The sequence below is a fragment of the Saccharopolyspora pogona genome, from assembly GCF_014697215.1.
Classification (GTDB): Bacteria; Actinomycetota; Actinomycetes; order Mycobacteriales; family Pseudonocardiaceae; genus Saccharopolyspora; species Saccharopolyspora hattusasensis.
The window spans coordinates 764024-786236 of sequence record NZ_CP031142.1 but is presented as its reverse complement, the minus strand read 5'-3'; the positions used below and the strand labels follow the sequence as shown (position 1 = coordinate 786236).

Genomic DNA, 22213 nt, shown 5'->3' with positions numbered 1-22213 from the left:
ATGACCCCGGAAGCACTGCTCGCCTTCGACCGCGAGCACCTGTGGCACCCGTACACATCGATGGCCGACCCGACGCCGACCCGTCTGGTCACCGGCGCCTCGGGCAGCCGGATCACCCTCGATGGCGTCGGCGAGGTCGTCGACGGGATGGCGTCGTGGTGGTCGGCCATCCACGGCTACCGGCACCCCGTGCTCGACGAGGCGGTACGCCGCCAGCTCGACCAGATGTCGCACGTGATGTTCGGCGGGCTCACCCATGAGTCTGCGGTCGAGCTGGCCCGGCGCCTGATCGACCTCACGCCCGCCGGTCTCGACCGAGTCTTCCTGGCCGACTCCGGGTCGGTGAGCGTCGAGGTGGCGATGAAGATGGCGCTGCAGTACCAGCGCGGTGTCGGCCAGCCGGAGCGGACCAGGTTCCTCACCGTCCGCGGCGGCTACCACGGCGACACCTTCGACTGCATGAGCGTGTGCGACCCCGACGGCGGGATGCACGCGATGTGGGCCGGCGTGCTGCCGGAGCAGGTGTTCGGCGAACGTCCACCCCGACTCGACAGCGACGTCGACAGCTGGGCCGCGGGCTTGCGGTCGCTCGCGGCAGAGCACGAAGACCGGCTCGCCGGGCTGATCGTGGAACCGCTCCTGCAGGGCGCCGGCGGCATGCACCCCTACCCCGCCGGCTGCCTGACGGTCTTCCGCGAGATCGCCGACGAGCACGGGCTGGTACTGGTCTTCGACGAGATCGCCACCGGATTCGGCCGCACTGGCACACTTTTCGCCGCCGAGGCCGCTGGCGTGACGCCGGACGTGTTGTGCGTCGGCAAGGCGCTCACCGGCGGCTACCTGTCGCTGGCCGCCGCAGTTTGCACGGCGGGGGTCGCCCGTGGCCTGTCCGCCAGCGATTCCGGCGTTCTCATGCACGGCCCCACCTTCATGGGAAACCCGCTGGCCTGCGCGGTCGCCTCGGCCAGCCTTGACCTGCTGGCCAGCGGCGGCTGGGCGCGAGACGTGCGACGGATCAACACCGGCTTGCAGGCGCTGCACGCGATCGACGCCGTCGAGGTGCGCACCCTCGGCGCAGTCGGCGTGGTCCAGCTCGACCACGCGGTAGACGTGGTCAAGGCGACCGAAGCCGCGCTGGCGCAAGGCGTGTGGCTGCGTCCGTTCCGCGACCTGATCTACACCATGCCGCCCTACGTGTGCACCGACGATGACATCGCCGCCATCTGCGCTGGGATCGCGGCCGCTGCGGAGGCCGGATGAACACCTGGGCGGAGTGGTTCGCCGAACAGCGGGTCGTGCGCGAGGACTCCGGCTTGCAGCGCACGCTGCGGCCGCGGCCGACGACGACGTCATCGACCTCGCCAACAACGACTACCTGGGGTTGAGCGGCCACCCCGAGGTACGACGAGCGGCCGCCGACGCCGCCCTCACCTGGGGCGCCGGGGCGGGTGCCTCCCGGCTGGTGACCGGCACCACTACCCTGCACGCCGACCTTGAGCGCGAACTCGCCGAGTTCACCGGCCGCGAGGCGGCGCTGGTTTTCTCGACCGGATACCACGCCAACCTGTCCGCAGTGACCGTGCTCGCGGACAAGCAGTCACTGATCGTCTCCGACGCGCACGTGCACGCCTCGCTGATCGACGCCGCGCGGCTGTCTCGCGCGGCGATCGAGGTGGTCCCGCACAACGACGTTGCCGCAGTCCGGGCCGCGTTGGCCGCGGCCGGCGGCAGGCGACCGATCGTGCTGACCGAGTCGATCTTCTCCGTGCTCGGCGACGCCGCCCCGCTCGCGGACTTGGCCTCGGCCTGCGCCGACCACGACGCGCTCCTCATCGTCGACGAGGCGCACGGGCTCGGCGTAGTCGGTGACGGCGGCCGAGGACTCGTGCACGCCTACGGCATGGCCGACCACCCACACGTGGTGATGACCGCGACGCTGTCGAAATCGCTCGGCGCGATGGGTGGTGCGGTGCTCGGCTCCGCTGCGCTGATCGACCACCTCACCAACCGGGCCCGCCCGTTCATCTTCGACACCGGACTGGCACCGGCTCCCACCGCCGGCGCGCTGACTTCCCTCCGCCGGCTGCGTCAGCAACCGGATTTCCCGTCGCGGATCCACGAGCGTGGTGGTGAGCTGGCCGGCCGACTCGGCGTGCAGCGGTCGGCGGGCGCTGTGCTCTCGGTGCCGATGCGGTCCCCACAGGTCGCCGTCGCCGCGCAGGCCGCAGCCCTCTCGGCCGGGGTCCGGGTCGGGTGCTTCCGGCCACCGTCGGTGCCGGACGGGATCTCCCGGCTCCGGATCACCACCCACGTCGGCCTCGACGATAAGCGCTGGGCGCACGCGGTGGACGTGCTGACCCGCGTCATCGACGACCACGGACGGCAACCATGATCATCATCGTCACCGGCACCGACACCGGTGTCGGCAAGACCGTGGCCACCGCGGCGCTCGCGGCCCGCTCCGGACCGGGAACGGTCGTCGTGAAGCCCGTGCAGACCGGCATCGGCACCGAAGAACCCGACATCTCCGTCGTGGCGCGCCTGACCGGCTGCGAGGTCGCCGAGTTCACCCGGCTCGAAGACCCGCTCGCGCCGGACACGGCCGCCCGACTGCGCGGCATCGAGATCCCACCGATCAGCGAGCACACCGCCCGCGTTCGCGAACTCGCCCGGACCCACGACCCCGTGATCGTCGAGGGCGCCGGCGGCATCCTGGTCCGCCTCGACGCCGACGGAGGCACCCTTCCGGACCTCGCCGTCGAACTCGCCCGGGATCACCCGGTGCAGGTGTACGTCGTGACCCGCGTCGGACTCGGAACCCTCAACCACACCGAACTCACCGTGAACACCCTGCGTTCACGAGGCCTGGAACCGGCGGGGCTGGTGCTCGGCGCGGTGCCGAAAGCGCTCGGCCTGGCCGAGGAGTGCAACCTCGCCGAGCTACCTCGCGTCACCGGAGTGCCGATCGTGGCCGCTCTCCCGGACGGCGTCGGCGGTCTCGATCCGGAGCACTTCCAGACGCAGGTCGACTCCTGGCTGGCCCGTTCGGACGCACGCGCATCCACATAGGACTTCTGCGCGAGGGGCTGGCCTTCGACCGGGCTGGATGCGCGACCGCGTCGCAGGCGCAGGCGCAGGCGCAGGTTTGTGGTTCACTGTTCGGCCGATAGCTGGCAACATCTCACTCCGGACGTGCGCGCGTGATGCCGTAGGGGGTTCGCGGCGTTCCGGCTCTTGACGACCATTCCGTGACGAGGGAGATCATGACCAACCGAGAGGACAGCACGTGGATCCGGCGGTTCCACCCGCGGCCGACCGCCGGGAACCGACTGGTGTGCTTCCCGCACGCGGGCGGGTCGGCGACCTACTTCTACCCGCTCTCGGCGGCGATGCCGCCTTCGGTCGAAGTGCTCGCCATCCAGTACCCCGGCCGGCAGGACCGCCACCAGGACCCGTTGGTCGACGACCTGGCCGTGTTGGCCGACACCGTCACCACGGTGCTGCTGGACTGCGCTGATCGGCCGCTGACCTTCTTCGGGCACAGCATGGGCGCGACCCTCGCGTTCGAGGTGGCGCGGCGGTTGGAGCGGATCGGCGTGGTTCCGGCAGGGCTGTTCACCTCTGGCAGGCGCGCGCCCACCTGCCACCGCGAGGAAGCGATGCACCGCAGCAGCGACCAGGAGCTGCTCCGCGAAGTCGTGGAGCTCGGCGGCACCGAACCGCAGCTGATCGACGACGAGCTGGCACGCATGATCCTGCCCGCCCTCCGCAACGACTACCGGGCCGTGGAGACCTACCGGTACGAACCGGGCTCCGACTTGACCTGCCCGGTGATCGCGTTCATCGGGGATGCGGACCCGAAGGTGACCCCCTCGGAAGCCCAGGCGTGGGCCGGGCACACGACCGGCGAGTTCTTCCTCCGGATCTTCCCCGGCGGGCACTTCTACCTCAAAGAGCACAAGTCCGTCATCGTCAAAGCCATTTCCGACCACATCCTCACGGCGGGCGCGAAGCGCTGACCGCCATGATGGACGTCTTGCCCGCCGCCTGCACTGGCACCGCGGCGGCGGGCAACTCCGCGGCCACGAGCGCGCAGCACCCGCAGGTCCTCTTAGCCGTCCCCGCCTCCCGACCGCACCAGTACGCTGTGGTCCTCCAGCCGGTGCGCGCGCAGCCAGTCCTCGTCGACCGTCACGCCGAGACCGGCGCCGTCCGGGATGGCGACCGTGCCGTTCTCGGGCTTGATCGGCGTGGCGAGCACACCTTCGCGCAGTGGGTTGACCCCGCGGTCGAACTCGAAGATCAGCGGCTGGCCGCCGGCCATGCCGAACGGGGCCCGCGGGACCGCCGACAGCAGTTGCAGGGTGGCGGCCTGGGCGACACCCGTGCCCCAGCAGTGCGGGGACAGGTGCAGGTTCCACGTGGCCGCGAGTTGGCGGATCGCCTGGGCTTCGGTGAAACCGCCGCACTTGGCGATGTCCGGCTGCACGATGTCGAACCGCTGCTCGGCGATGGGGTCGCGGAAGCCGTACCTCGTGTACAGCGCCTCGCCCCCGGACAACGGCACACCCAGGTCGTGCAGTGATCGCCATCCCGCTGCGTCTTCCGGCGGCAGCGGCTCTTCCACCCAGTACGGGTCGAGGTCGCGGATGCGCTCGAGCGAGCGGCGGAGGGTGGCCCTGGTGTTGTTGGCGTTGTAGTCGACGATGACCAGCCCGTCCTCGCCCATGAGTTCGCGGGTGATCGCGGTGCGCGCCCGGTCCTCTTCCGGGGAGATGCCGATCTTGATCTTCGCCGCGGTGAAGCCCTCGTCTGTGTGGGCGGCCATCCGGTCGCGGAACTCGCCGAGATCGCGGGTTGCCGTGACGTACCCCGACGAGGCGTAGGCGTCGACCCGGTTCCGGATGCGGCCGCCGAGCAGGCTTCCGACGGGAACGTCGAACGTGCGGGCCTGGGCGTCCCAGAGCGCGACGTCGATCCCGCTTGCGGCCGCGATGTGCAGGCCCCCTCCGGAGAAGTGGTATCCGACCGAGAGCCGGTCGAGGATGCGGTCCTCGCGGATGTCGGCAGGTCGTCCGGCCAGTTGCTGCGCCTGTTCGGCGAGGAATGGCGCGCTCTGGCGCGGCGGCCCGAACGATTCGCCCCAGCCGACCACCCCCTCCGAGGTGGTGATCTTCACGATGGTCGCCACGCGCGCGGGGTTGATGACCTTCGAGGCACCGTAGCCCCCGTCCGGGAGCACGAACTCCAGGGGGAAGGTTTCGATCTCGGTGACGACGGGACGGGAGGGCATGGCGATCTTTCTTTCTCTGCGATGGTTTTCGGACGCCTCAAGCGGCTTCCGGGGTCCTTGCGCGCGTGCCGGTCAGGCGACGGGCACCTCCGGCCGGACGTCTTGGCGCTGGCGGACCCCTGCCCAGATCACCAGAGCGCCGACCACGCCAAAACCTCCGGCGAGGACGAAGGCACCTGTGTAGGTACTGGTGGCGACGATGGCACCTGTGATGGACGGAGCGACGATGCCGGAGAGGTTGCTCAGTCCGTGCATCAATCCGCCGGCACTGCCGACGTACTCCTTCGGTGCGGCGTCGTTGATGAGCGTCCAGTAGGCGGGGGCCGCGAGCATGAGGAACCCGACCGCTACGGTCATGAGGGTGACGGCGCTGGTGGCACTGGCGACCATGCCGGTGAGTCCCACGCACACGGAGCAGATCAGCAGGCAGGTCACGAGCACGACCTTGCGGGAGAAGAACTGCTTTCCGGTGCGCCTGAAGATGTAGTCGATCAAGTAGCCCCCGCCCATGTAGCCGAACGTTCCGGCGACCCACGGCAAGGCACTCACAACGGACATCCCGGCGAGGCTCACGCCCTGCGCGTCGACGAGGAAGCTCGGGAACCAGGTGAGGAAGAAGAAGAGGATGTAGTTGTAGCAGAACAGGGAAAGCGCGGTGGCCAGAATGGCGGGCTGGAGGATGGCCTTCCACATGGAAGGCGCATCCCGAGCGACCGCCTCGTCCTCGGCCTGCTCGACCCGGGTACCGGCCTCGATCTCAGCCAGCTCGGCGGGAGTGACGCGGGAGTTCTGGCGGGCGGTGTCCGTGGCGACGAAGTACCAGATCAGCGCCCACGTCAGCCCGATCAGCGCGATGACCACGAAGGCGACCCGCCATCCGAAGTAGACCGCCAGAACACCGACGACGGGACCGGACAGCGCCCCTCCCAGCGGACCTCCGGCCTGGTTGATCCCGACCGAGCGTGCGCGTTCCTTGAGCGGGAACCAGTTGTTGACCACCTTGTTCGCGGTCGTGGAGATCGGGCCTTCGCCCACGCCGAACAGCACCCGCAGGACCAGCAGGCTCCAGAAGTTGAAGGCACCGGCCACGAGTCCGCACATCGTGGACCACAGGATCATCGACCAGGCCATGACCTTCTTGGGGCCGATCTTGTCGGCCAGCACTCCACCCACGAAGTTGAAGAGCGCGTAGCCGAGGAAGAAGCTGCTGAAGATGATCCCCTTCTCCGCCGGGGTCAGGTTGAAGTCGTTGGCGATGAACGGCATCGCGACGGCGAGCGCCGAGCGGTCCAGGTAGTTGATCACCATCGCCGCGGCGAGCAGGACCAGGATCGTCGTGCGGTACTTCTTGATCCTGGACTTCCGCGGCGTCATCGTCGTCGTTGACGCAGTCATCAGCACGTCCTTCTGTCGAAGTGGAAATTCCCGGCCCGAGAAGCCGGAGAACCCGTCCGCGCGCCAGGCGCAGCAGGCCGGTCGCGATCACGAAGACCACCGGCCGTCGACCGAACCGGTCGGCGAACAGCTGGCGCGACAGGAAGGCCTTCCGATCGCCGCGCCTGGGCGAGGCCCGCTACCCGCTCAGCCATGGCGCCTCCTCGCGCATCCGAGCCACCTAGTCCTATTAAATGAGACTTTGGATCATTGAACAAGACGGGGTTAGACGGGGACTGTAAGGCACCGCAACAGCCTTGACAACACTCGCCAGCTCGACCTGGAGACGAACTTTCCTCAGATCAACGACAACGAGAGGCTGACCTCAGGGTCACGCCGGCCACCGGCGGAACCCGCCGATCCCGCCATCTCAATGTTTCATTCATCGGGAACGCTTGCCATTAATCAGGACACACGTGTTAACGTGCCCATCATGTCGAACGCACCCTCCCGATGGCTGGCACCGGCCGTCACGACGGGACACGGACAGCTCGAAGGCCGGATCGGACTGGTGACCGGGGCCGGACGCAACATCGGTGCTGCAATCGCTCGCCGACTGGCGGCGGAGGGCATGGCCGTGGCTGTGGGCGACATCGACATCCGCTCTGCCGAGCAGGTGGTCCGCGCGATCCGGAACGCCGGTGGAACCGCGGTCGCGGCGGTGGGCGACCTGGCCGACGTCGATGCCGTGGACCAGCTCTTCGACGAGATCGAACGAGAGCTCGGCCCCGTCGACGCCCTGGTGAACAACGCCTACGCCCGGGTGGGTGCCACCAGCTTCGCCCCGTTCCTGAAGGTCGCGGTCGAGGACTGGCAGGCGTTCGTGGCGGCCAACACGACGATGTTCTTCGCTCCCGCGCAGCGGATGGCGCGCCGGTTGGCATCGCTCGGGGCGCCGGGCAGCATCGTCAACATCAGCTCTCACGGCGCGGCACGCGCGCACCGCGAGCACATCCCGTACGACTCGGTGAAGGGCGCCATGGAGTCCTTCACCCGGGCGGTGGCCGTCGACCTCGCTCCTTGGGGCATCCGTTGCAACTGCGTCCGGCCGGGCGCGGTCGCCGTCGAGGACGAGAGACTCGACTGGGGCGAGGAGGGCGATCTTCGCTCGGCCCAGATCCCGCTCGGACGCCCGGCGAGCCCGTCCGACGTCGCGGCCGCGGTGCTCTACCTGACTTCTGCCGAATCGTCCTATGTGACCGGTCAGATCTTCAACGTGGACGGCGGCATGGCCGTCCAGGCCCGTGCACCGCAGGTCGAGCCGCATCCTCCGGCCACCCCCGGCACCCTCACCGACGTCCCCTCCCGCCTCCGCGGCTGAGCAAGGAAGAGGCAACTCGTGACCGAAGAAGAGATCCACCTGGACGCCGGCGTGTTCGACCAGCTGAAACTGGCCAGCACCGCGACCCTGGCCACCCAGCTGTACAAGCGCGGCATCCGCCAACCGTTCCTGGTGGGGTTGTCGTCGGTGGGCGACAAGTTCGAACCCTTCGCCGGCGAGGCGTTCACCATGCGCTTCATCCCCGCCCGCGAAGACGTCGACCCGATCGGCGACCCGTACCGCACTGGCAACATGCTGCAGTGGGAGGCGGTGGAGACGGTCGGCGAGAACCAGGTGATCGTGGTCGACAGCCGCAACGACACCACAGCCGCCTCCGCCGGCGACATGCTGATCACGCGGGCCATGAAGCGCGGCGCTGCCGGGTTCATCACCGACGGCGCATTCCGCGACGGTCGTGCGATCGCCGAGCTCGGCTTTCCCGTGTATTCGCGGGCGATCACCGCGACCACCCGGCCGGCCTCGTTCCACGTGGCCGACCTCAACACACCGATCGGCTGTGCCGGAGTCGCGGTCTACCCCGGAGACGTGATCGTCGGCGACCTCGACGGCGTCGTCGTAGTCCCCCGCGCCCTGGCCGCCGAGATCGCCGAGCCCGCGGCCGAGCAGGAAGAACTGGAGCAATGGCTGCACGCCAAGGTTCGCGCGGGCTCTTCCCTGTGGGGCACCTACCCGCCCGACGACGCCGTCCGGGCCGAATTCCGAGCCTGGAAAGCAAATCAGCACGCGACCACGAATGGAGCACCGCGGTGACCCGCTTCGCCGACCTCGACCCCGCAGCGCAACGCACCCTCATGGAAGAGCGGATTCGCGTCTACTTCGACGGCTGCAACGAAGCCGACGTGGACAAGATGGCCGCGCAGTTCACCGAGAACGCCGTGCACTACTTCCCGCCCGGGCTCGAGGGACCGTGGGTTGGCAACCGCACCATCGGCGAGAACTGGCGCCGCCTGGTGCTCACCATCGGCTCCGCGTGGTCGATCGAGCGGATGATCCTCGAACCGGAATCGCTGCAGGGCGTCATCGAGTGGACCCACTGGAAGACCAGGATGAACGGCTACCTGCGCGGCGACGAGTGGTACAAGTTCGACCCGGAAACCGGGCTCATCACCGAGATCCGCGCGTTCTACGCGGCCTCCTCGGACGGTCGGGACGAGGTCACCATTGAGGGCTTCGACTACGCCGCCGAGGGCTACTGCCTCGCACCCCCGGTCGCCCGCCCGCACCCCGACGCCGAATACGCGACCTCGTGACAGAGGGATCCTCCGTGGACACCATCGACAGCATCGACCCGAGCACCGGGCACGTCGTGGAAGCCGTCGCCGAAGCGACCGCGCCCGGGCAGGTCGCCGAGATCGTCGCGGCCGCCGCGGCAGCCGCTGCACCGTTCGAAGCGCTGGGGCGCGGATTCCGCGCCGGACTGCTGCGCGCCATCGGCGACGAGCTCGAACGACTTCGCGCCGAGATCGTCGCGCTCGGCATGCGCGAAACAGCACTACCCGAGCCCCGGCTCAATGCCGAGCTCACCCGCACCGTCTACCAGGCCAACCTGTTCGCCGACGTCCTCGACGAAGGCAGCTACCTCGAGGCGACCATCGACCACGCCGGGGAGACCCCGATGGGCCCCGGCCCGGACCTGCGCCGGATGCTGACGCCGATCGGTCCCGTGGCGGTGTTTGGCGCGAGCAACTTCCCGCTGGCGTTCTCAGTTCCCGGTGGCGACACCGTGTCGGCACTGGCCGCGGGCTGCCCGGTGGTCGTCAAAGCGCACAGCTCGCACCCGGGGCTCTCGCTGCTCACCTTCCGGGCGATGGCGGCAGCCGCCGACCGGCTGAACGCCCCCACCGGCCTGCTGGGCATCGTGTTCGGCACCGAGCCGGGCGCGGCGCTGGTCGCGCACCCCGGCATCAAGGCCGTCGGTTTCACCGGCTCCCTGGTGGGCGGCAAAGCGCTTATGGGGATCATCAACGACCGGGAAGAGCCGATCCCGTTCTACGGCGAACTGGCCGGCCTCAATCCGATCGTCGTCACCGAAGGCGCGGCGGCAGCCCGCGGCGAAACCATCGCCGCGGGGTTGGTGAACTCCGTCATCGGTTCCGGCGGGCAGCTCTGCACCAAGCCCGGACTGGTCTTCGTCCCGCGCGGTGCCGCCGGAGACGCGCTCGTCGCCGAGGCCGTGCGGCTGGTTTCAGCCGCACCGGCCGCGACACTGCTCAACGCACGGATCAGCGAGTCCTACCGGAGCACCAACGCCGCGCTGGACGCCTACCCCGACATCGAGGTCCTCGCCGAAGGCGGCCGGTCAACCGCGGCTGGTTTCACCGTCACGCCAAGGCTGTTGCAGGTCGACGCATCAAGGCTGCACGACCAGGAGTTGGCCGAGTGCTTCGGCCCGACCACGCTGATCGCCCGCTACGGCGCGGATCAGCCCGAAACCGCGCTCAGCGGACTACCGGCCTCGCTGACCGGCACGGTGCACGCGGAACCATCCGAGACCGACCGGATCCGGCATCTGTCCACATTGCTCAAAGAGAAGGCCGGGCGGTTGCTGTACAACGGTTTTCCCACCGGCGTCCTGGTGTCCTGGGCACAGCACCACGGCGGACCGTGGCCGTCGACGAACACCCTGCACACCTCGGTGGGCACCACCGCGATCCGGCGGTGGCTGCGCCCGGTGGCCTGGCAGGACGCGCCCACCGAAGTGCTCCCGGAAGAACTGCGGGAGGACTACCCGCTGATCCCGCGGCGCATCGACGGCCGGCTGCTCCTGCCGAGGTGATCAGGCTGGAGAGCTCGGCACTGCGCGTGGCCGTGGCCACCCGCGGCGCCGAGCTGCAGTCGCTGCGCTCGGTCGCCGACGGGCACGAACACCTCTGGCAGGCCGGTCCGGAATGGCCCCGGCATGCGCCCTGGCTGTTCCCCGCGATCTGCCGGGTCCCGGAGGACCGGATCGAGGTCGCCGGGCGGAGCTGGCCCATGCCGGGCCACGGTTTCGCCCGGGATCTAGACTTCCGCCTCGACGAACTCGATGCACGTTCCGCCGTGCTGTCGTTGCACGACAGCCCCCGCACCCACCGGTACTACCCCTTCCGGTTCTCGCTGAGCATCCGGTACGAGCTCGTCGGCACCGCCGTGCTGGTCCACCTCACGGCCGCCAACCGGGACCGTCGGCCGATGCCGTTCTGCCTCGGCTTCCACCCGGCCTTCGCGTGGCCGCTCGACACCGCACCAGGGCCGCACGCGATCGCATTCGAGCGGCCGGAAGTGGCACCGACCCGGCGCGTCACCGACAACCTGCTCCGCGAGGAGCTCTTCGAGCCCGCCGCCCCGAACGGGTCGCTCGCACTAGACCGCGCGCACTTCGCCGACGGGGCGGTCATTCTCGACCAGGCAGCAAGTAGCGGCATCCGCTACGAATCCCCGTCGGGGCGGGCGGTGGAGATGGACTGGACGGGTTTCGACGCGCTGGCCATCTGGTCCCCACCCGACGGCGACCTGCTCTGCCTCGAGCCGTGGCGGGGCCTGCCCGCCAGGATCGGTGCCAGCAGCGACTTCGCGAGCCGCACCGATCTGACCACCGTCGCGCCCGGGGAAGCAGCCGAATTCACCGTGCGCATCCGGCTCCGCCTCGCCCGCTGAACGACATCGGAGGAATCCCGTGCCTCTTGGCACATTCCACGTAGGTGGAGGAGAATCCCTGCTCTACCAAGCCGAACCCGGAGCCCCGTGGCGCACTGCGAGTCCGGGTGCACCGGTCGACGACCTGGAACCCGCACCGCGCCTGCCGTTCCGGCTGCGGACGATCTTCGGCATCGGGCTGAACTACCACGACACCGTCGCGGAAATGGGCTGGCAGACCCCCGAAGTCCCGTACCTCTTCCCGAAACTCTCCTCCAGCGCGATCGGCGACGGCGAGGCCGTGGTCGTGGACACCGCGCTGTCCACCCGGGTGGACTGGGAAACCGAACTCGCCGTGATCATCGGCCGCCGAGCCCGGCAAGTACCCGCCAAGAAAGCCCTCGACGTCGTCTTCGGCTACCACAATGCGGTGCAGTGCGCAGCCCTTCAGGGCGGTGGTGAAGCACCGCGCCGCGAAGCCCGCCGAGGGCTGGGTGGCCCGTTCTAAACGGGGCGTTCCTGTTGCTCGATGTACTGTGTGAGCACGCTGATCGGGGCTTTGCCGGCCGATTTCGGCGAAGTAGGGGCCGGGCCAGAGGCGTTTGGCTTGCCAGTAGTGCCGCTCCGGTTCGGGGAACTCCTTGCGTATGAGCCGGGACGAGACTCCCTTTGAGGCTGTTCACCAGTCGCGAGATCGCGACTTTGGGCGGGAAGTTCACCAGCAGGGGCACGTGGTTGGACTCGCCGCCTGAACTCCACCAGTTCGGTTTCGAAGTCTGCGCACACGTCGCCATCACGAAAACCTAGTGTGCGTGGAGCAGCAGTGTCGACCAGTACGAAGATCCCCATCCTGGAGTCCGGCGACGTCATCCTCACCGGAACACCCGCCGGCAGCGGCGACTTCCAGACCCCTCGACTCGCCTTGCGCCCCGGCGACCGGCTCGAGTCCGAAGTGGAGGGAATCGGCCGACTGTCGAACCCGGTCGTGGCGCCGGATTGGACGAATCAGGTCGTGGGAGCGACGTAGCCGAGAGCGGTGGAGAGCTCGGCGCAGCACTTCGCGACGAACGGTCCGTACTCGGCCAGCATCGGTTCGATGCGCTCGGCCACCCCCGCGACGCTGATGCTCGCCACCGGCAGCCCGGTGTGGTCGTACACCGCCGCGCCGCAGCAACAGCTCGAGGCATCGAACTCGCGTTGATCCTCCGACCAACCCCGCTCCCGCGTGCGAACCACCTCGGTGTGAAGCGCGGACACCGTCGCCGCGGAGACCGGTGACTCCGGCGAGCGGACCAGCTCGACCAGCATCTCCTCGAGCTTGGGATCGGGCAGCGCGGCGAGGTACGCACGGCCGAGAGAGGTGTTGTGCATCGGGCGCGCGGCCCCGAGCTCGGCGGTCACCGCGGCTGGGCGCGGGCCTCGCTCCCGGTGGATGAACACCATCGTCATGCCGTTGGGCACGGCCAGGCTGACGGTCTCCTGCGTCGACTCCACCAGCTTGCGCAGCGTCGGCGCGGCGGCATCGAGCAAGCTGGTCGAGTCGACCGCGGCGTTGGCCAACCGGACCGCGGCCGGGCCGAGCCGCCAATGCCCGGTGGCGGGCACCTGGCTGAGCCAGCCGAGGGCGCGGAGGCGATCCACCAGGCGGTAGGCGGTGCTGCGGGTCAGGCCGAGCGCTTCGGCCAGCTCAGCCGTGCTGGAGTTCCGCGCCTGCGCGAGGTGGTCGAGGATCGCCAGCCCGCGATCCAACGCACCGGGACCGGGTTCCCGCGCCTTGGCCGGCGCGCCCTGAGAACCGCCCTCGACCTCGCCCATCTTGCCTCCAAAGTCTCATTCCCAATTAATGAGACTACCTCAGGAACTAGCCCCGACATCACGGGGCAGGTACCCGAAGAGCCGCGCCCATCGAAATCGAATACCGGCCAGTGGGACACCCGAAGCATCGTCCCGGCGCGGACACGCACGGCGCTCCATCGACCGGGCTTGGAACTCAACAGCATGCTTCCGCACGACCGGAACCTACCCGCAATGACCAGACACAGGGAAGCAGTCCCATTAATTAAGCCTTCCCGAGTGCGGCGGCGCGGCCGGAAACAGTTAGAATATTCGGATTTTTCCGGCCTTGTGAACCGCGCACGCCTCACCCTATGCTCCCCGAATCGAACCATTAATCGGGATCACGTCCCGTTTAACGAGACGACTGAATGAGGCACCCATGGCGCCGCACTTCGCCATGGAGATCCACCTCCACCTGGCCGCGGCCTACCCCGGGGCCACCTGGGTGGAGCACTTCGAATGGCTGGAACCGATGTTCCACGAACGCCTCGAACTCCGCGACGGCCGGATGATCGCCCCGAACCGCCCAGGACTCGGCCTCTCCCTCACCGAACAAGCCGAAGCCTGGACCATCCACGACACCACGATCACCCGATGAGCCGGTCGATCACTGGAGTCCGAAATGGACGGTTGGCTAATCAACGGTCAGCCCCGGGCGGGGCCAAGTCCCGGTGCCCAGGCGGTGATCGCCGGCGAATTCCACGTCCCCGGCGTGACCACGGCCGCGCGGAGCACCGGGCGCGGACCGGTCGACGTTTGGAGTCCTGCGCGTCCGGAAAAACCTTCGAGCATGGACCAGCCTGGGCGGGACCACGCCACGCAGCGGATCCGCGTGGCGCCGGAGAGAATCACGGCCTGCCTCTTCGACCTCGACGGCGTGCTGACCAGCACCGCCGCGCAGCACATGGCGGCCTGGCAGCAGACCTTCGACGCATTCCTTCGGGAGCGGGAGGGCGAGCGCTTCTCGCCGTTCACAGAACGTGACTACCTGGAGCACGTGGACGGGCGGCCGCGGGCGGACGGCGTGCGCCAGTTCCTCGCTTCCCACGGCATTTCCCTGCCCGAAGGGCTTCACGACGACCCACCGACCTCGGAAACGATCCACGGCCTGGGCAACCGGAAGAACGAGACCCTGCAAGCGATCATCCGAGAACGCGGGGTGACTCCGTATCCGGGGTCGGTGCGCTACCTGGAGGCGGCGCGGGACGCCGGCCTCGCCATCGGGGTGGTCACCTCCTCGGAGAACGGCGCGTCGGTGCTGGAGGCGGCGGGCCTGAGCCGCTTCGTGCAAGCGCGGATCGACGGCCTGGTGATCACCGAGCAGAAGCTGCGCGGCAAGCCGGAGCCGGACTCCTTCCTGGCCGGGGCTCGGGCGCTCGGCGTCACGCCGGCCGAGGCGGCGGTCTTCGAGGACGCGCTAGCGGGTGTGCAGGCCGGCCGGGCCGGCGGGTTCGGGTGGGTGGTCGGCGTGGATCGCACCCACCACGCGGACGAGTTGCGGGCGCATGGCGCCGACGTCGTGGTGTCGGACCTGGCCGGCCTCCTGGTCGTGGATCGCTGAAGCGCGAGGTGGTGGACGACGTGACGACTCCTCGGCTACCGGGTTACGAGGTGGCCCCGTGGGAGCTGCGGTGGCGGTGGCTGGACCTGGACGCCCTGCGCCGCACCGAATCCACCTTCGCCCTGTCCAACGGCCACATCGGTTTCCGCGGCTCGTTCGAGGAAGGCGAGCCGCGCGGCCTGCCCGGTACGTACCTCAACGGCTTCTACGAGCGGCGACCGCTGCCGTACGCCGAGGCCGGGTACGGCTACCCGGAGGACGGGCAGACCGTGGTCAACGTGACAGACGGCAAGATCATCCGGTTGCTGGTCGAGGACGAACCGGTGGACATGCGCTACGGCTCGGCCCCGCACCACGAGCGCGTGCTCGACTTCCGGTCGGGGACGCTGCGCCGCAACACCGAGTGGGTCTCGCCCACCGGTCGGCACGTGCGCATCACCTCGGAGCGCCTGGTCTCGTTCACCCAGCGCGCCATCGCCGCGATCCGCTACGAGGTCGAGCCGTTGGACGGGCCCGCGCCGCTGGTGGTGCAGTCCGAGCTGCTGGCCAACGAACCGATCGAACGGGCCGTCGACGATCCTCGGGTAGCCGCCGTCCTGGAGGGCACGCTGATCTCGGACTTCGCCGTGGGCGAGGGCAGCCTCGCCGTGCTGGGCCACCACACCCGCCGGTCCGGTCTGCGCATGGCCGCGGCGATGGACCACGAGGTGGACGCGCCCGGTCCGATGTGGACGGAGAACCGGATCGAGGGCGACCTGGCCCGGCTGACCGCAGCCGCCGAGGTGCCGCAGGGGCAGAAGCTTGCGCTGACCAAGTACGTCGCGTACGGCTGGTCCAGCCAGCGGTCCCCGCAGGCCCTGCGAGCCCAGGTGGAGGCAGCGCTGGCCGGTGCCCGGCAGAGCGGCTGGCAGGGTCTGCTCGACGAGCAACGCGCCTACCTGGACGACTTCTGGGAAGCCGCGGACGTGGAGATCGACGGCGACGCGGAGCTGCAGCAGGCGGTCCGGTTCGCGCTGTTCCACGTGCTGCAGGCCGGTGCCCGCGGGGAGACCAGGGCGATCCCGGCGAAGGGGCTCACCGGACCCGGCTACGACGGGCATGCGTTCTGGGACACCGAGTCGTTCGTGCTGCCGCTGCTGACCTACACCGTCCCGGAGGCCGCCCGCAACGCACTGCAATGGCGTCACTCCACATTGGACAAGGCGCGGACCCGGGCTGCTCAGCTCGGCCAGGCCGGCGCCGCGTTCCCGTGGCGCTCGATCAACGGCGACGAGTGCTCCGGCTACTGGCCGGCCGGTACGGCGGCGTTCCACATCAACGCGGACGTCGCCGACGCCACCGCCCGCTACCTCGCGGCCACCGGGGACGAGGACTTCGAGGCCTCCGCCGGGCTGGAACTACTGGTGGAGACGGCACGGCTGTGGACGTCGTTGGGACATCACGACGCGCACGGCCGGTTCCGCATCGACGGGGTCACCGGTCCCGACGAGTACACGGCCGTCGTCGACAACAACGTCTACACCAATCTGATGGCGCAGCGGAACCTGCACGAGGCGGCCGCCCACTGCGAGTTGCACCCGGAACTGGCCAGCGCGCTGGGCGTGGACGAGGAGGAGACGGCCCGCTGGCGGGATGCGGCCGACCGGGTGGTGGTGCCCTACGACGACGCGCTCGAGGTGCACCCGCAATCCGAGGGGTTCACCAAGCACGCCCACTGGGACTTCGCGAACACGCCCCCGAAGGACTACCCGCTGCTGCTGCACTATCCGTACTTCGACCTCTACCGCAAGCAAGTGGTCAAGCAAGCGGACCTGGTGCTGGCCATGTTTCTGCGCGGGGACGCCTTCACCCCGGAGGAGAAGGCAAGGAATGTGGCGTATTACGAGGCGCTGACGGTGCGGGACTCATCGCTGTCCTCGTCCGTGCAAGCGGTGCTCAACGCCGAGGTGGGCCACCTCGAACTGGCCCACGACTACTTCGCCGAGGCGGCCCTGGCGGATCTGCACGACATCTACCAGAACGTGCACCAGGGACTGCACATCGCCGCGCTGGCCGGTGCGTGGATCGCCGCGGTCGCCGGGTTCGGTGGGTTGCGGGATCACGGCGGCGAGCTGAGCTTCGCGCCCCGGCTGCCGCCCGCGCTCAGCCGCATCTCGTTCCGGTTGTGCTTCGCCGACAGCCGGATCTGCGTCACCATCCACCACGACGAGGCGACCTACGCGCTGCGCCACGGTGAGCCGGTGCGGACTTCGCACCACGGCCGGCCGATCCTGCTCACAAAAGACCAGCCGATCACCTTGCCGATACCACCGTCGCCGGAGAGCCCACCGCCCCGCCAGCCCGCCGGGCGCGCTCCGACCCGGCGCCGGCTCCAACCGACTCCCGGTGGCTGAGGGTTCTTTGCGGAATGCGGCGTGAGCCGCATGCGGTGTGGGACCCAACCTGCACCGCCGCGGGTTCTCAACAGTGCCCTGCAGGGACAACCCCGCACCCCAAGCGATCTGGCGAGGACAGGCACGCACAGGGCCGTGAGTCTTTTGGCAGCCGCAGCGCCAAAACCAGCGAGCCCGAGCCAGCAGAATGAGACCAGCCGCCTGCTATCCGGAACGTCCCACACCGAACGCCCGGCCGTCAGGACCGGTCCTCACCGCCGGTACCGGGGCGGCGGTCCGCCGGGCGCACCGGCGGGATCGGATGGCTGGGCCAGCGTCGCGGTCCGGACCACAGGGCGGGCACGGCGTCGGTCGCGGCAGCGAGCGCGTACGCGGTGGACTCGTAGTTGACCCGCCAGCCCCGGAAGTGCGGCCACGCCGCCTCCGGAGCGCGCTCCACCGGGAACCCGACCTCGGTCAACCGGTCGACCGCGGCGCGGTATTCGCCGTACGACAGCTGAATTCCGGAATCCGGATCCGGATCCTCGTCGACCGGAATGCCCACGGCGAACGCGATCTGCCGCAGGGCGGTGAAGCCCATCCGCAGGCACAGCCGCGGCTCGATGCGGTCCCGGCTCGGGCACAGCGCGAGCAGAAGCGCCGCCGAGTCCAGCACGGCCAGCAGTCCGACCAGCCACGAATGGCGCGGCTGCGGGGAGCGGAACCAGACCAGGACCGGGTAGTTGCTGTGGCTCTCGCCGATGTCGGCCGCCCACCTCTCCCAGAGCCGGTACAACTCGGTGAGGTCATCTTCGCCGAGCTGGATGCCGTACCTGGTGCGGGCTAGCAGCTCCGGTCCCCACGGCGGAGATCCCGCCCGCGCCCCCAACAAGGTCACCTCGGTTTCGCGGCGGTTGAATGCCGAGTACAAGGCAGGCAGGTAGGCGATCTGGAGGGCCACGATCAGAAGTCCCGTTCCGGCCGCCAGGAAATCGATGACGCTCGGCCCGGCGGTGGCGGTGGTGGAGAACCCCAGCGTGAACAACGATGACCCGGCCTCCCGAGCGGACTCGGCCAGACCCGGCTCCCACGGGAACAGCAGAAGGGTGTAGCCGAGGAAATAACCCGCGAGCCACGTGGCCAGCATGACGGCGAGGAAGGTGCCCGGCTGCGCGGCGAGAATCCGGTCCCGCGTCGAGTAGTCGGGCGCCGACCTGGTGAGCAGCACGAAGAACGAATCCACCGCCCGGCGGACAAAACGCGTGAGACCGCCGGGGCGCGCACGTGTGATGACCAGCGTCCGCGCGACGCTCACCGTCACCACCGCCACGAGCAGACCGCCCATGACGGCCGCGACGACCGCAGCAGCCGTACCGAAACCCCCGGTCAGCACGGCCGTCCTGCCGTCCAACTGCCCCATGCACATCCGTACGCCATCCACTGTGGACTTTCCTGGCCGGCCACCGACCTTTCGTTTCCGAGCATCGATTTGACCCGAAAAGTCTAGTGTCGAATGTGGCAATGCGGGTAGGGACATGTTGCGGAGGTGCTCAGCCTGCCCCGGGATGCTCAGGACCAACGAACCTGGTGCGCTGCCAGCTCGGGAGCGGAGACTGGCGCTGGTGGGAAACGAGAGCGTCGATGCCGGCCGCGAACTCGGCGTTCTCGGCAGCGAAGCGTGCCGCAACTTGCGCGGCAGGGACAACGAAGAACCGATGATGCGCAAGGGTTTTCGATGACCACCGAACCCACGTACCTGATCACCGGGGCTGGCGGCGGAGTCGGCGGGATCGGCCGGCTCGTCGTGGAACACCTCCTCGCTCACCGGCAAGCGGTTCGGGCCATGGTCCACCACGACGACGCCCGGGCCGAAGCGCTGCGCGCCCTCGGCGCCGATGTCGTCGTCGGCGACCTCACCAACCCCGTGCACGTCGCCGCGGCAACCGAGGGCATCAGCCGCATGTTCTTCAACATGAGCGTCTCGCCGGACTACCTCGAAGCCACCACCGTCGTCTGTGCGGCAGTGCGAGAACCGCCCGGCATCGAAGTAATGGCCAACATGTCGCAGATGACCGTCTCCCAGATGACGGCGACGAGCACGGCGGAATCCCACCAGCAGCGCCTGCACTGGCTGGCCGAACACGTCATAGACTGGTCCGCAGTCCCGGCCGTGCACATCAGACCCACGGTGCTGCTCGAGAACCCGCTGTTCTCCGAGCTCGCCGCGCAATCGATCCGCGACCACGACACGCTGGCGCTGCCCTTCGGAACGGGCCGCACCTCCCCCATCGCCGCCAGCGACGTCGCCAACGTGGTCGCCACTGTTCTGCTCGCACCGCAACGCCACATCGACTCGGTGTACGAACTGACCGGCCCTGCGGTCCTGGGCATCGATGAACTCGCCCACGAGTACTCACGCGCACTGGGCCGGCCCATCACCGCCGCGCACCTCTCCTACGACGAGTGGTTCGACCAGATGGCGACCGCCGACCTGAGTCCCCACGTGCAGCAACACATCGCCACGATGGCGAAACTGCACCGCGACGACCGCTACGACCGCTCGACCACCGACGTCGAACAGATCACCGGCCATGCCGCCCGAACAGTGGAGCAATACGTACGAGAACGGCGCGAAGTGTTCAACGGCCGGCAAGATGGGCCGTAGGGCACTTCCCTTCCACGGCCCCTCGCCGCAGCAGTCCAACCTTGCTGGGCCCGGCTGACTGGCCCGAAGGTCTTGTTACTTGCGCCGGTGCGAGGTCGTGTCCGCCAGGACGATGCCGGTGGCGGCGCGGCCACCACGATTGGTGCCCTCGATGAGGCCTTCGAGCACGCGTGCCCGGCTCGCCTCGATCTGTTCGACCACGATCTCACGGGCGCGCGCCGCGTCTCGCGCGAGCAGCGCGTCGTGCAGGTCGTGGTGTTCGTGCACCATCTCCGATGCCCTGTCCCGGTTGCCGAGGCTGATGAAGAACAGGCGCTGCATTTCTTCGAGGAGGCCTTGCAGGGCTCGGGCGAGCCGCTCGTTGCCAGTCGCCTTCGCGATGCGGACGTGGAACTCGCGGTTGTCCTGGAGGAACTGCTCGTAGCTGCGGGTGTCGCCGTGGACGTAGGTCTTGTGCGCCAGCGCGTGCAGGGCTTCGAGTTCTTCCTTCGGTGCACGCTGCGCGGCGAACTCCACCGCTACCGGTTCGAGCACCAGCCGCATCTCGAACAGGTCCTGGACGCTGGCCAGCGTGACGACGGAGACCCGGTAGCCCTGCCTGGGGCGCACCTCGACGAAGCCCTCCTGCACCAGGCGGCGCAAGGCCTCGCGGACCGGTGAGCGGCCGAATCCGGTGGATTCGGTGAGCGCGACTTCGCGCAGCTCCTCCCCCGGCGCGAGTTCGCTGGTAAGGATCAGGTGCTTGATGTGCTCGTACGCGTTCTCGGTCGCGCTGCCGCGCTGCCGGGCGTTGTCCGGTGGCGCCGTCATGAGGCGGAGCCCCCTTCGACCGCTCCTGCGAGCCGCTGCCATGAAACGTTTCGTGACATATCAGGACCGATGGTACCGGTCGGCAGCGCGACGGCGGATCATGCCGGGGTGAGGGCGTCCGGCGGCCAGTCCGCCAGCGGCCGGTCCGGGGCGAGGAAGCCGACGTCGCGCGCCGTCCGCCCGTCGATGACCAGGTCCGCGACGACGTCGCCGATGGCCGGGGCGAACTTGAACCCGGCACCGGAGAATCCGCAGGCGAGGATGACCCGCGATGCCTCGGGCAGCGGTCCGAGCAGCGGGTGGCCGTCGGTGGTGTAGCCCTCCACGCCGACCGTGGTGGTCACCGGATCCGCGTGCAGTCCGGGGAAGTAGACCGCCACCGTTTCCCGGAAGCGGCTGAGCAGCTCACCGCCGACGGTCAGCGGAGTGTTGTCGGTGTCGTAGACGATCGGGTGTCCCGTGGTGTAGATCCCGATCTTGATCGTGGCACCGTCGAGCGTGGGGAAGCCGTAGGCGTTTACGTCCCCCACGCGTTCGAAGACCGGGAAGACCTCCTCGCGGTACCGGTCGATGTCGTCCGGCACGTACCAGGCCTGCACCAGGCGCCTCGGCAGCACCGCCGTGCGCATCGCCGGGAGGACGTCACGCGCCCGAGCGCCGGGCGCGACGACGACGTGGGCGTAGCGCCGGGAACCGCTCTCAGTCCGCACGACGACCCCGTCGGCGTCGGGCTCCAGACCCAGCACCCGGGTGTGGTCGAAGATGACGGCACCGAGCTCCTCCGCCCGTCGCGCCGCGGTGACCACCGACAACTCCGGCCGCAGGAAACCCGCTTTGGGATCGATGACGCCGGCGTCGGTGGCCCGGATCAGGTGCTGCGGGAATCGTTCCTTCAGCTCGGAGCTGTCCAGGAGTTCGTGGTCGAGGCCGGCCGCTCTCGCCGAGGCGTGCGCGGCGACCAGCGCGGGCGCATCGCAGGGTCCGAGGATCAGGCCTCCGGCGAGGTGCAGGAGGCTGCGCCCGGTCGCGCTCTCCAGTCCGCGCCAGAGGTCCAACGCATGCAGCGCTAGCGCGGTGAGGCGCGGCTCGCGCTGGCTTTGCACGGAGAACCGCCGCGTCTGCCCGGAGAACGCGCCTCGGTCGTGCCCGACGCCGAACCGTTCGTAGCCGTGGACACCATGGCCGCGCACGGCGAGCCGCCACGCGGCCATGGATCCGATCGCGCCGAGACCGATCACGGCGACATCGGCGGCGTACATCGTTGCTGGACGCATGGACGGCTGCC

Annotated in this window: 20 protein-coding genes and 2 pseudogenes; 15 read left to right on the top strand and 7 right to left on the bottom strand. The window is 69.2% G+C overall.

The window, feature by feature from the left end; translation table 11 throughout:
* The 4 genes and pseudogenes from DL519_RS03155 (at position 1) to DL519_RS03140 (ending at position 4019) form a co-directional block, all read left to right on the top strand.
* Positions 1-1260: an adenosylmethionine--8-amino-7-oxononanoate transaminase gene (locus DL519_RS03155; RefSeq protein ID WP_190823733.1), complete on the top strand. Its 1260-nt coding sequence runs from the start codon at positions 1-3 to the stop codon at positions 1258-1260.
* Positions 1257-2392, top strand: a pseudogene (locus DL519_RS03150) (8-amino-7-oxononanoate synthase). Before DL519_RS03155 ends, DL519_RS03150 begins: the two are co-directional and overlap by 4 nt.
* Positions 2389-3069: a dethiobiotin synthase gene (gene bioD, locus DL519_RS03145; protein ID WP_190812802.1), complete on the top strand. Its 681-nt coding sequence runs from the start codon at positions 2389-2391 to the stop codon at positions 3067-3069. Before DL519_RS03150 ends, bioD begins: the two are co-directional and overlap by 4 nt.
* Positions 3070-3263: 194 nt before the next feature.
* A complete protein-coding gene (locus DL519_RS03140) occupies positions 3264-4019 on the top strand; it encodes a thioesterase II family protein (RefSeq protein ID WP_190812801.1) in 756 nt (251 codons plus the stop codon).
* 92 nt (positions 4020-4111) lie between these two features.
* Here the strand turns inward: DL519_RS03140 and DL519_RS03135 are convergent, their stop codons facing one another.
* Together DL519_RS03135 and DL519_RS03130 are read right to left on the bottom strand one after the other, a co-directional pair.
* A complete protein-coding gene (locus DL519_RS03135) occupies positions 4112-5293 on the bottom strand; it encodes a mandelate racemase/muconate lactonizing enzyme family protein (protein ID WP_190812800.1) in 1182 nt (393 codons plus the stop codon).
* Positions 5294-5365: 72 nt separating this feature from the next.
* On the bottom strand, positions 5366-6688 hold the full coding sequence (locus tag DL519_RS03130; RefSeq protein ID WP_223838392.1) for an MFS transporter: 1323 nt from the start codon (positions 6686-6688) through the stop codon (positions 5366-5368).
* A 472-nt stretch (positions 6689-7160) separates the two neighbouring features.
* Here DL519_RS03130 and DL519_RS03125 point away from each other — a divergent pair, with 472 nt between their 5' ends.
* From DL519_RS03125 to DL519_RS45515, 6 genes are read left to right on the top strand one after another with little or no spacing between them, the layout of a single operon-like run.
* Complete coding sequence (locus DL519_RS03125; RefSeq protein WP_190812799.1) at positions 7161-8048, top strand: SDR family NAD(P)-dependent oxidoreductase; 888 nt, start codon at positions 7161-7163, stop codon at positions 8046-8048.
* 18 nt (positions 8049-8066) lie between these two features.
* Positions 8067-8819, top strand: coding sequence for an RraA family protein (locus DL519_RS03120; RefSeq protein ID WP_223838391.1), 753 nt, complete (start codon positions 8067-8069; stop codon positions 8817-8819).
* Positions 8816-9319, top strand: a complete 504-nt coding sequence (locus tag DL519_RS03115) for a nuclear transport factor 2 family protein (protein WP_190812798.1) — start codon at positions 8816-8818, stop codon at positions 9317-9319. The genes DL519_RS03120 and DL519_RS03115 overlap by 4 nt, the downstream gene beginning before the upstream one ends.
* Before the next feature lie 14 nt (positions 9320-9333).
* Entirely contained in the window at positions 9334-10845 is a 1512-nt protein-coding gene (locus DL519_RS03110) for an aldehyde dehydrogenase (NADP(+)) (protein WP_190812797.1), read from the top strand.
* Complete coding sequence (locus DL519_RS03105; protein ID WP_190812796.1) at positions 10842-11705, top strand: aldose 1-epimerase family protein; 864 nt, start codon at positions 10842-10844, stop codon at positions 11703-11705. The genes DL519_RS03110 and DL519_RS03105 overlap by 4 nt, the downstream gene beginning before the upstream one ends.
* Positions 11706-11724: 19 nt before the next feature.
* Complete coding sequence (locus tag DL519_RS45515; protein WP_223838389.1) at positions 11725-12192, top strand: fumarylacetoacetate hydrolase family protein; 468 nt, start codon at positions 11725-11727, stop codon at positions 12190-12192.
* Here DL519_RS45515 and tnpA read toward each other — a convergent pair.
* Positions 12189-12470, bottom strand: a pseudogene (gene tnpA / locus DL519_RS45510) (IS200/IS605 family transposase); the annotation flags it as partial. The gene DL519_RS45515 and the pseudogene tnpA sit on opposite strands and share 4 nt — an antisense overlap.
* Before the next feature lie 37 nt (positions 12471-12507).
* Between tnpA and DL519_RS03090 the strand changes: the two are divergent.
* Entirely contained in the window at positions 12508-12711 is a 204-nt protein-coding gene (locus DL519_RS03090) for a fumarylacetoacetate hydrolase family protein (RefSeq protein WP_223838388.1), read from the top strand.
* Here DL519_RS03090 and DL519_RS03085 read toward each other — a convergent pair.
* Positions 12690-13499 carry an IclR family transcriptional regulator gene (locus tag DL519_RS03085; protein WP_190812795.1) on the bottom strand — a complete coding sequence of 270 codons (810 nt, stop codon included), beginning with the start codon at positions 13497-13499 and terminating at the stop codon, positions 12690-12692. The genes DL519_RS03090 and DL519_RS03085 overlap by 22 nt on opposite strands.
* 400 nt (positions 13500-13899) lie before the next feature.
* On the opposite strand from DL519_RS03085, the gene DL519_RS03080 reads away from it, so the two are divergent.
* The 3 genes from DL519_RS03080 to DL519_RS03070 all read left to right on the top strand — a co-directional run bounded on the left by DL519_RS03080 (position 13900) and on the right by DL519_RS03070 (position 17474).
* Positions 13900-14118 (top strand): enolase C-terminal domain-like protein, encoded by a 219-nt coding sequence (locus DL519_RS03080; RefSeq protein ID WP_317891345.1) that lies wholly within the window; start codon positions 13900-13902, stop codon positions 14116-14118.
* Between the two features lie 192 nt (positions 14119-14310).
* Positions 14311-15081, top strand: a complete 771-nt coding sequence (locus tag DL519_RS03075; protein ID WP_190812794.1) for an HAD family hydrolase — start codon at positions 14311-14313, stop codon at positions 15079-15081.
* 20 nt (positions 15082-15101) lie between these two features.
* Positions 15102-17474, top strand: a complete 2373-nt coding sequence (locus DL519_RS03070) for a glycoside hydrolase family 65 protein (protein WP_223838387.1) — start codon at positions 15102-15104, stop codon at positions 17472-17474.
* Between the two features lie 238 nt (positions 17475-17712).
* Here DL519_RS03070 and DL519_RS03065 read toward each other — a convergent pair whose 3' ends face one another.
* Positions 17713-18873 carry a hypothetical protein gene (locus DL519_RS03065; protein WP_190812792.1) on the bottom strand — a complete coding sequence of 387 codons (1161 nt, stop codon included), beginning with the start codon at positions 18871-18873 and terminating at the stop codon, positions 17713-17715.
* A 315-nt stretch (positions 18874-19188) separates the two neighbouring features.
* Here DL519_RS03065 and DL519_RS03060 point away from each other — a divergent pair, with 315 nt between their 5' ends.
* Positions 19189-20118, top strand: coding sequence for an NAD(P)H-binding protein (locus DL519_RS03060; RefSeq protein WP_190812791.1), 930 nt, complete (start codon positions 19189-19191; stop codon positions 20116-20118).
* A gap of 75 nt (positions 20119-20193) precedes the next feature.
* On the opposite strand, the gene DL519_RS03055 is transcribed toward DL519_RS03060, so the two are convergent.
* Both DL519_RS03055 and solA read right to left on the bottom strand, forming a co-directional pair.
* Positions 20194-20928, bottom strand: coding sequence for a GntR family transcriptional regulator (locus DL519_RS03055; protein ID WP_190812790.1), 735 nt, complete (start codon positions 20926-20928; stop codon positions 20194-20196).
* Between the two features lie 98 nt (positions 20929-21026).
* A complete protein-coding gene (gene solA, locus DL519_RS03050; protein WP_223838386.1) occupies positions 21027-22202 on the bottom strand; it encodes an N-methyl-L-tryptophan oxidase in 1176 nt (391 codons plus the stop codon).
* Between the last annotated feature and the right edge of the window lie 11 nt (positions 22203-22213).

What these genes read in the sequence shown, in the direction of transcription:
- DL519_RS03155 (WP_190823733.1), top strand. Translation starts at nt 1, where the DNA reads ATGACCCCGGAAGCACTGCTCGCCTTCGACCGCGAGCACCTGTGGCAC.
- bioD (WP_190812802.1), top strand. Translation starts at nt 2,389, where the DNA reads ATGATCATCATCGTCACCGGCACCGACACCGGTGTCGGCAAGACCGTG.
- DL519_RS03140 (WP_190812801.1), top strand. Translation starts at nt 3,264, where the DNA reads ATGACCAACCGAGAGGACAGCACGTGGATCCGGCGGTTCCACCCGCGG.
- DL519_RS03135 (WP_190812800.1), bottom strand. Translation starts at nt 5,293, where the DNA reads ATGCCCTCCCGTCCCGTCGTCACCGAGATCGAAACCTTCCCCCTGGAG.
- DL519_RS03130 (WP_223838392.1), bottom strand. Translation starts at nt 6,688, where the DNA reads ATGACTGCGTCAACGACGACGATGACGCCGCGGAAGTCCAGGATCAAG.
- DL519_RS03125 (WP_190812799.1), top strand. Translation starts at nt 7,161, where the DNA reads ATGTCGAACGCACCCTCCCGATGGCTGGCACCGGCCGTCACGACGGGA.
- DL519_RS03085 (WP_190812795.1), bottom strand. Translation starts at nt 13,499, where the DNA reads ATGGGCGAGGTCGAGGGCGGTTCTCAGGGCGCGCCGGCCAAGGCGCGG.
- DL519_RS03080 (WP_317891345.1), top strand. Translation starts at nt 13,900, where the DNA reads ATGGCGCCGCACTTCGCCATGGAGATCCACCTCCACCTGGCCGCGGCC.
- DL519_RS03075 (WP_190812794.1), top strand. Translation starts at nt 14,311, where the DNA reads ATGGACCAGCCTGGGCGGGACCACGCCACGCAGCGGATCCGCGTGGCG.
- DL519_RS03065 (WP_190812792.1), bottom strand. Translation starts at nt 18,873, where the DNA reads ATGGGGCAGTTGGACGGCAGGACGGCCGTGCTGACCGGGGGTTTCGGT.
- DL519_RS03060 (WP_190812791.1), top strand. Translation starts at nt 19,189, where the DNA reads ATGACCACCGAACCCACGTACCTGATCACCGGGGCTGGCGGCGGAGTC.
- DL519_RS03055 (WP_190812790.1), bottom strand. Translation starts at nt 20,928, where the DNA reads ATGACGGCGCCACCGGACAACGCCCGGCAGCGCGGCAGCGCGACCGAG.
- solA (WP_223838386.1), bottom strand. Translation starts at nt 22,202, where the DNA reads ATGCGTCCAGCAACGATGTACGCCGCCGATGTCGCCGTGATCGGTCTC.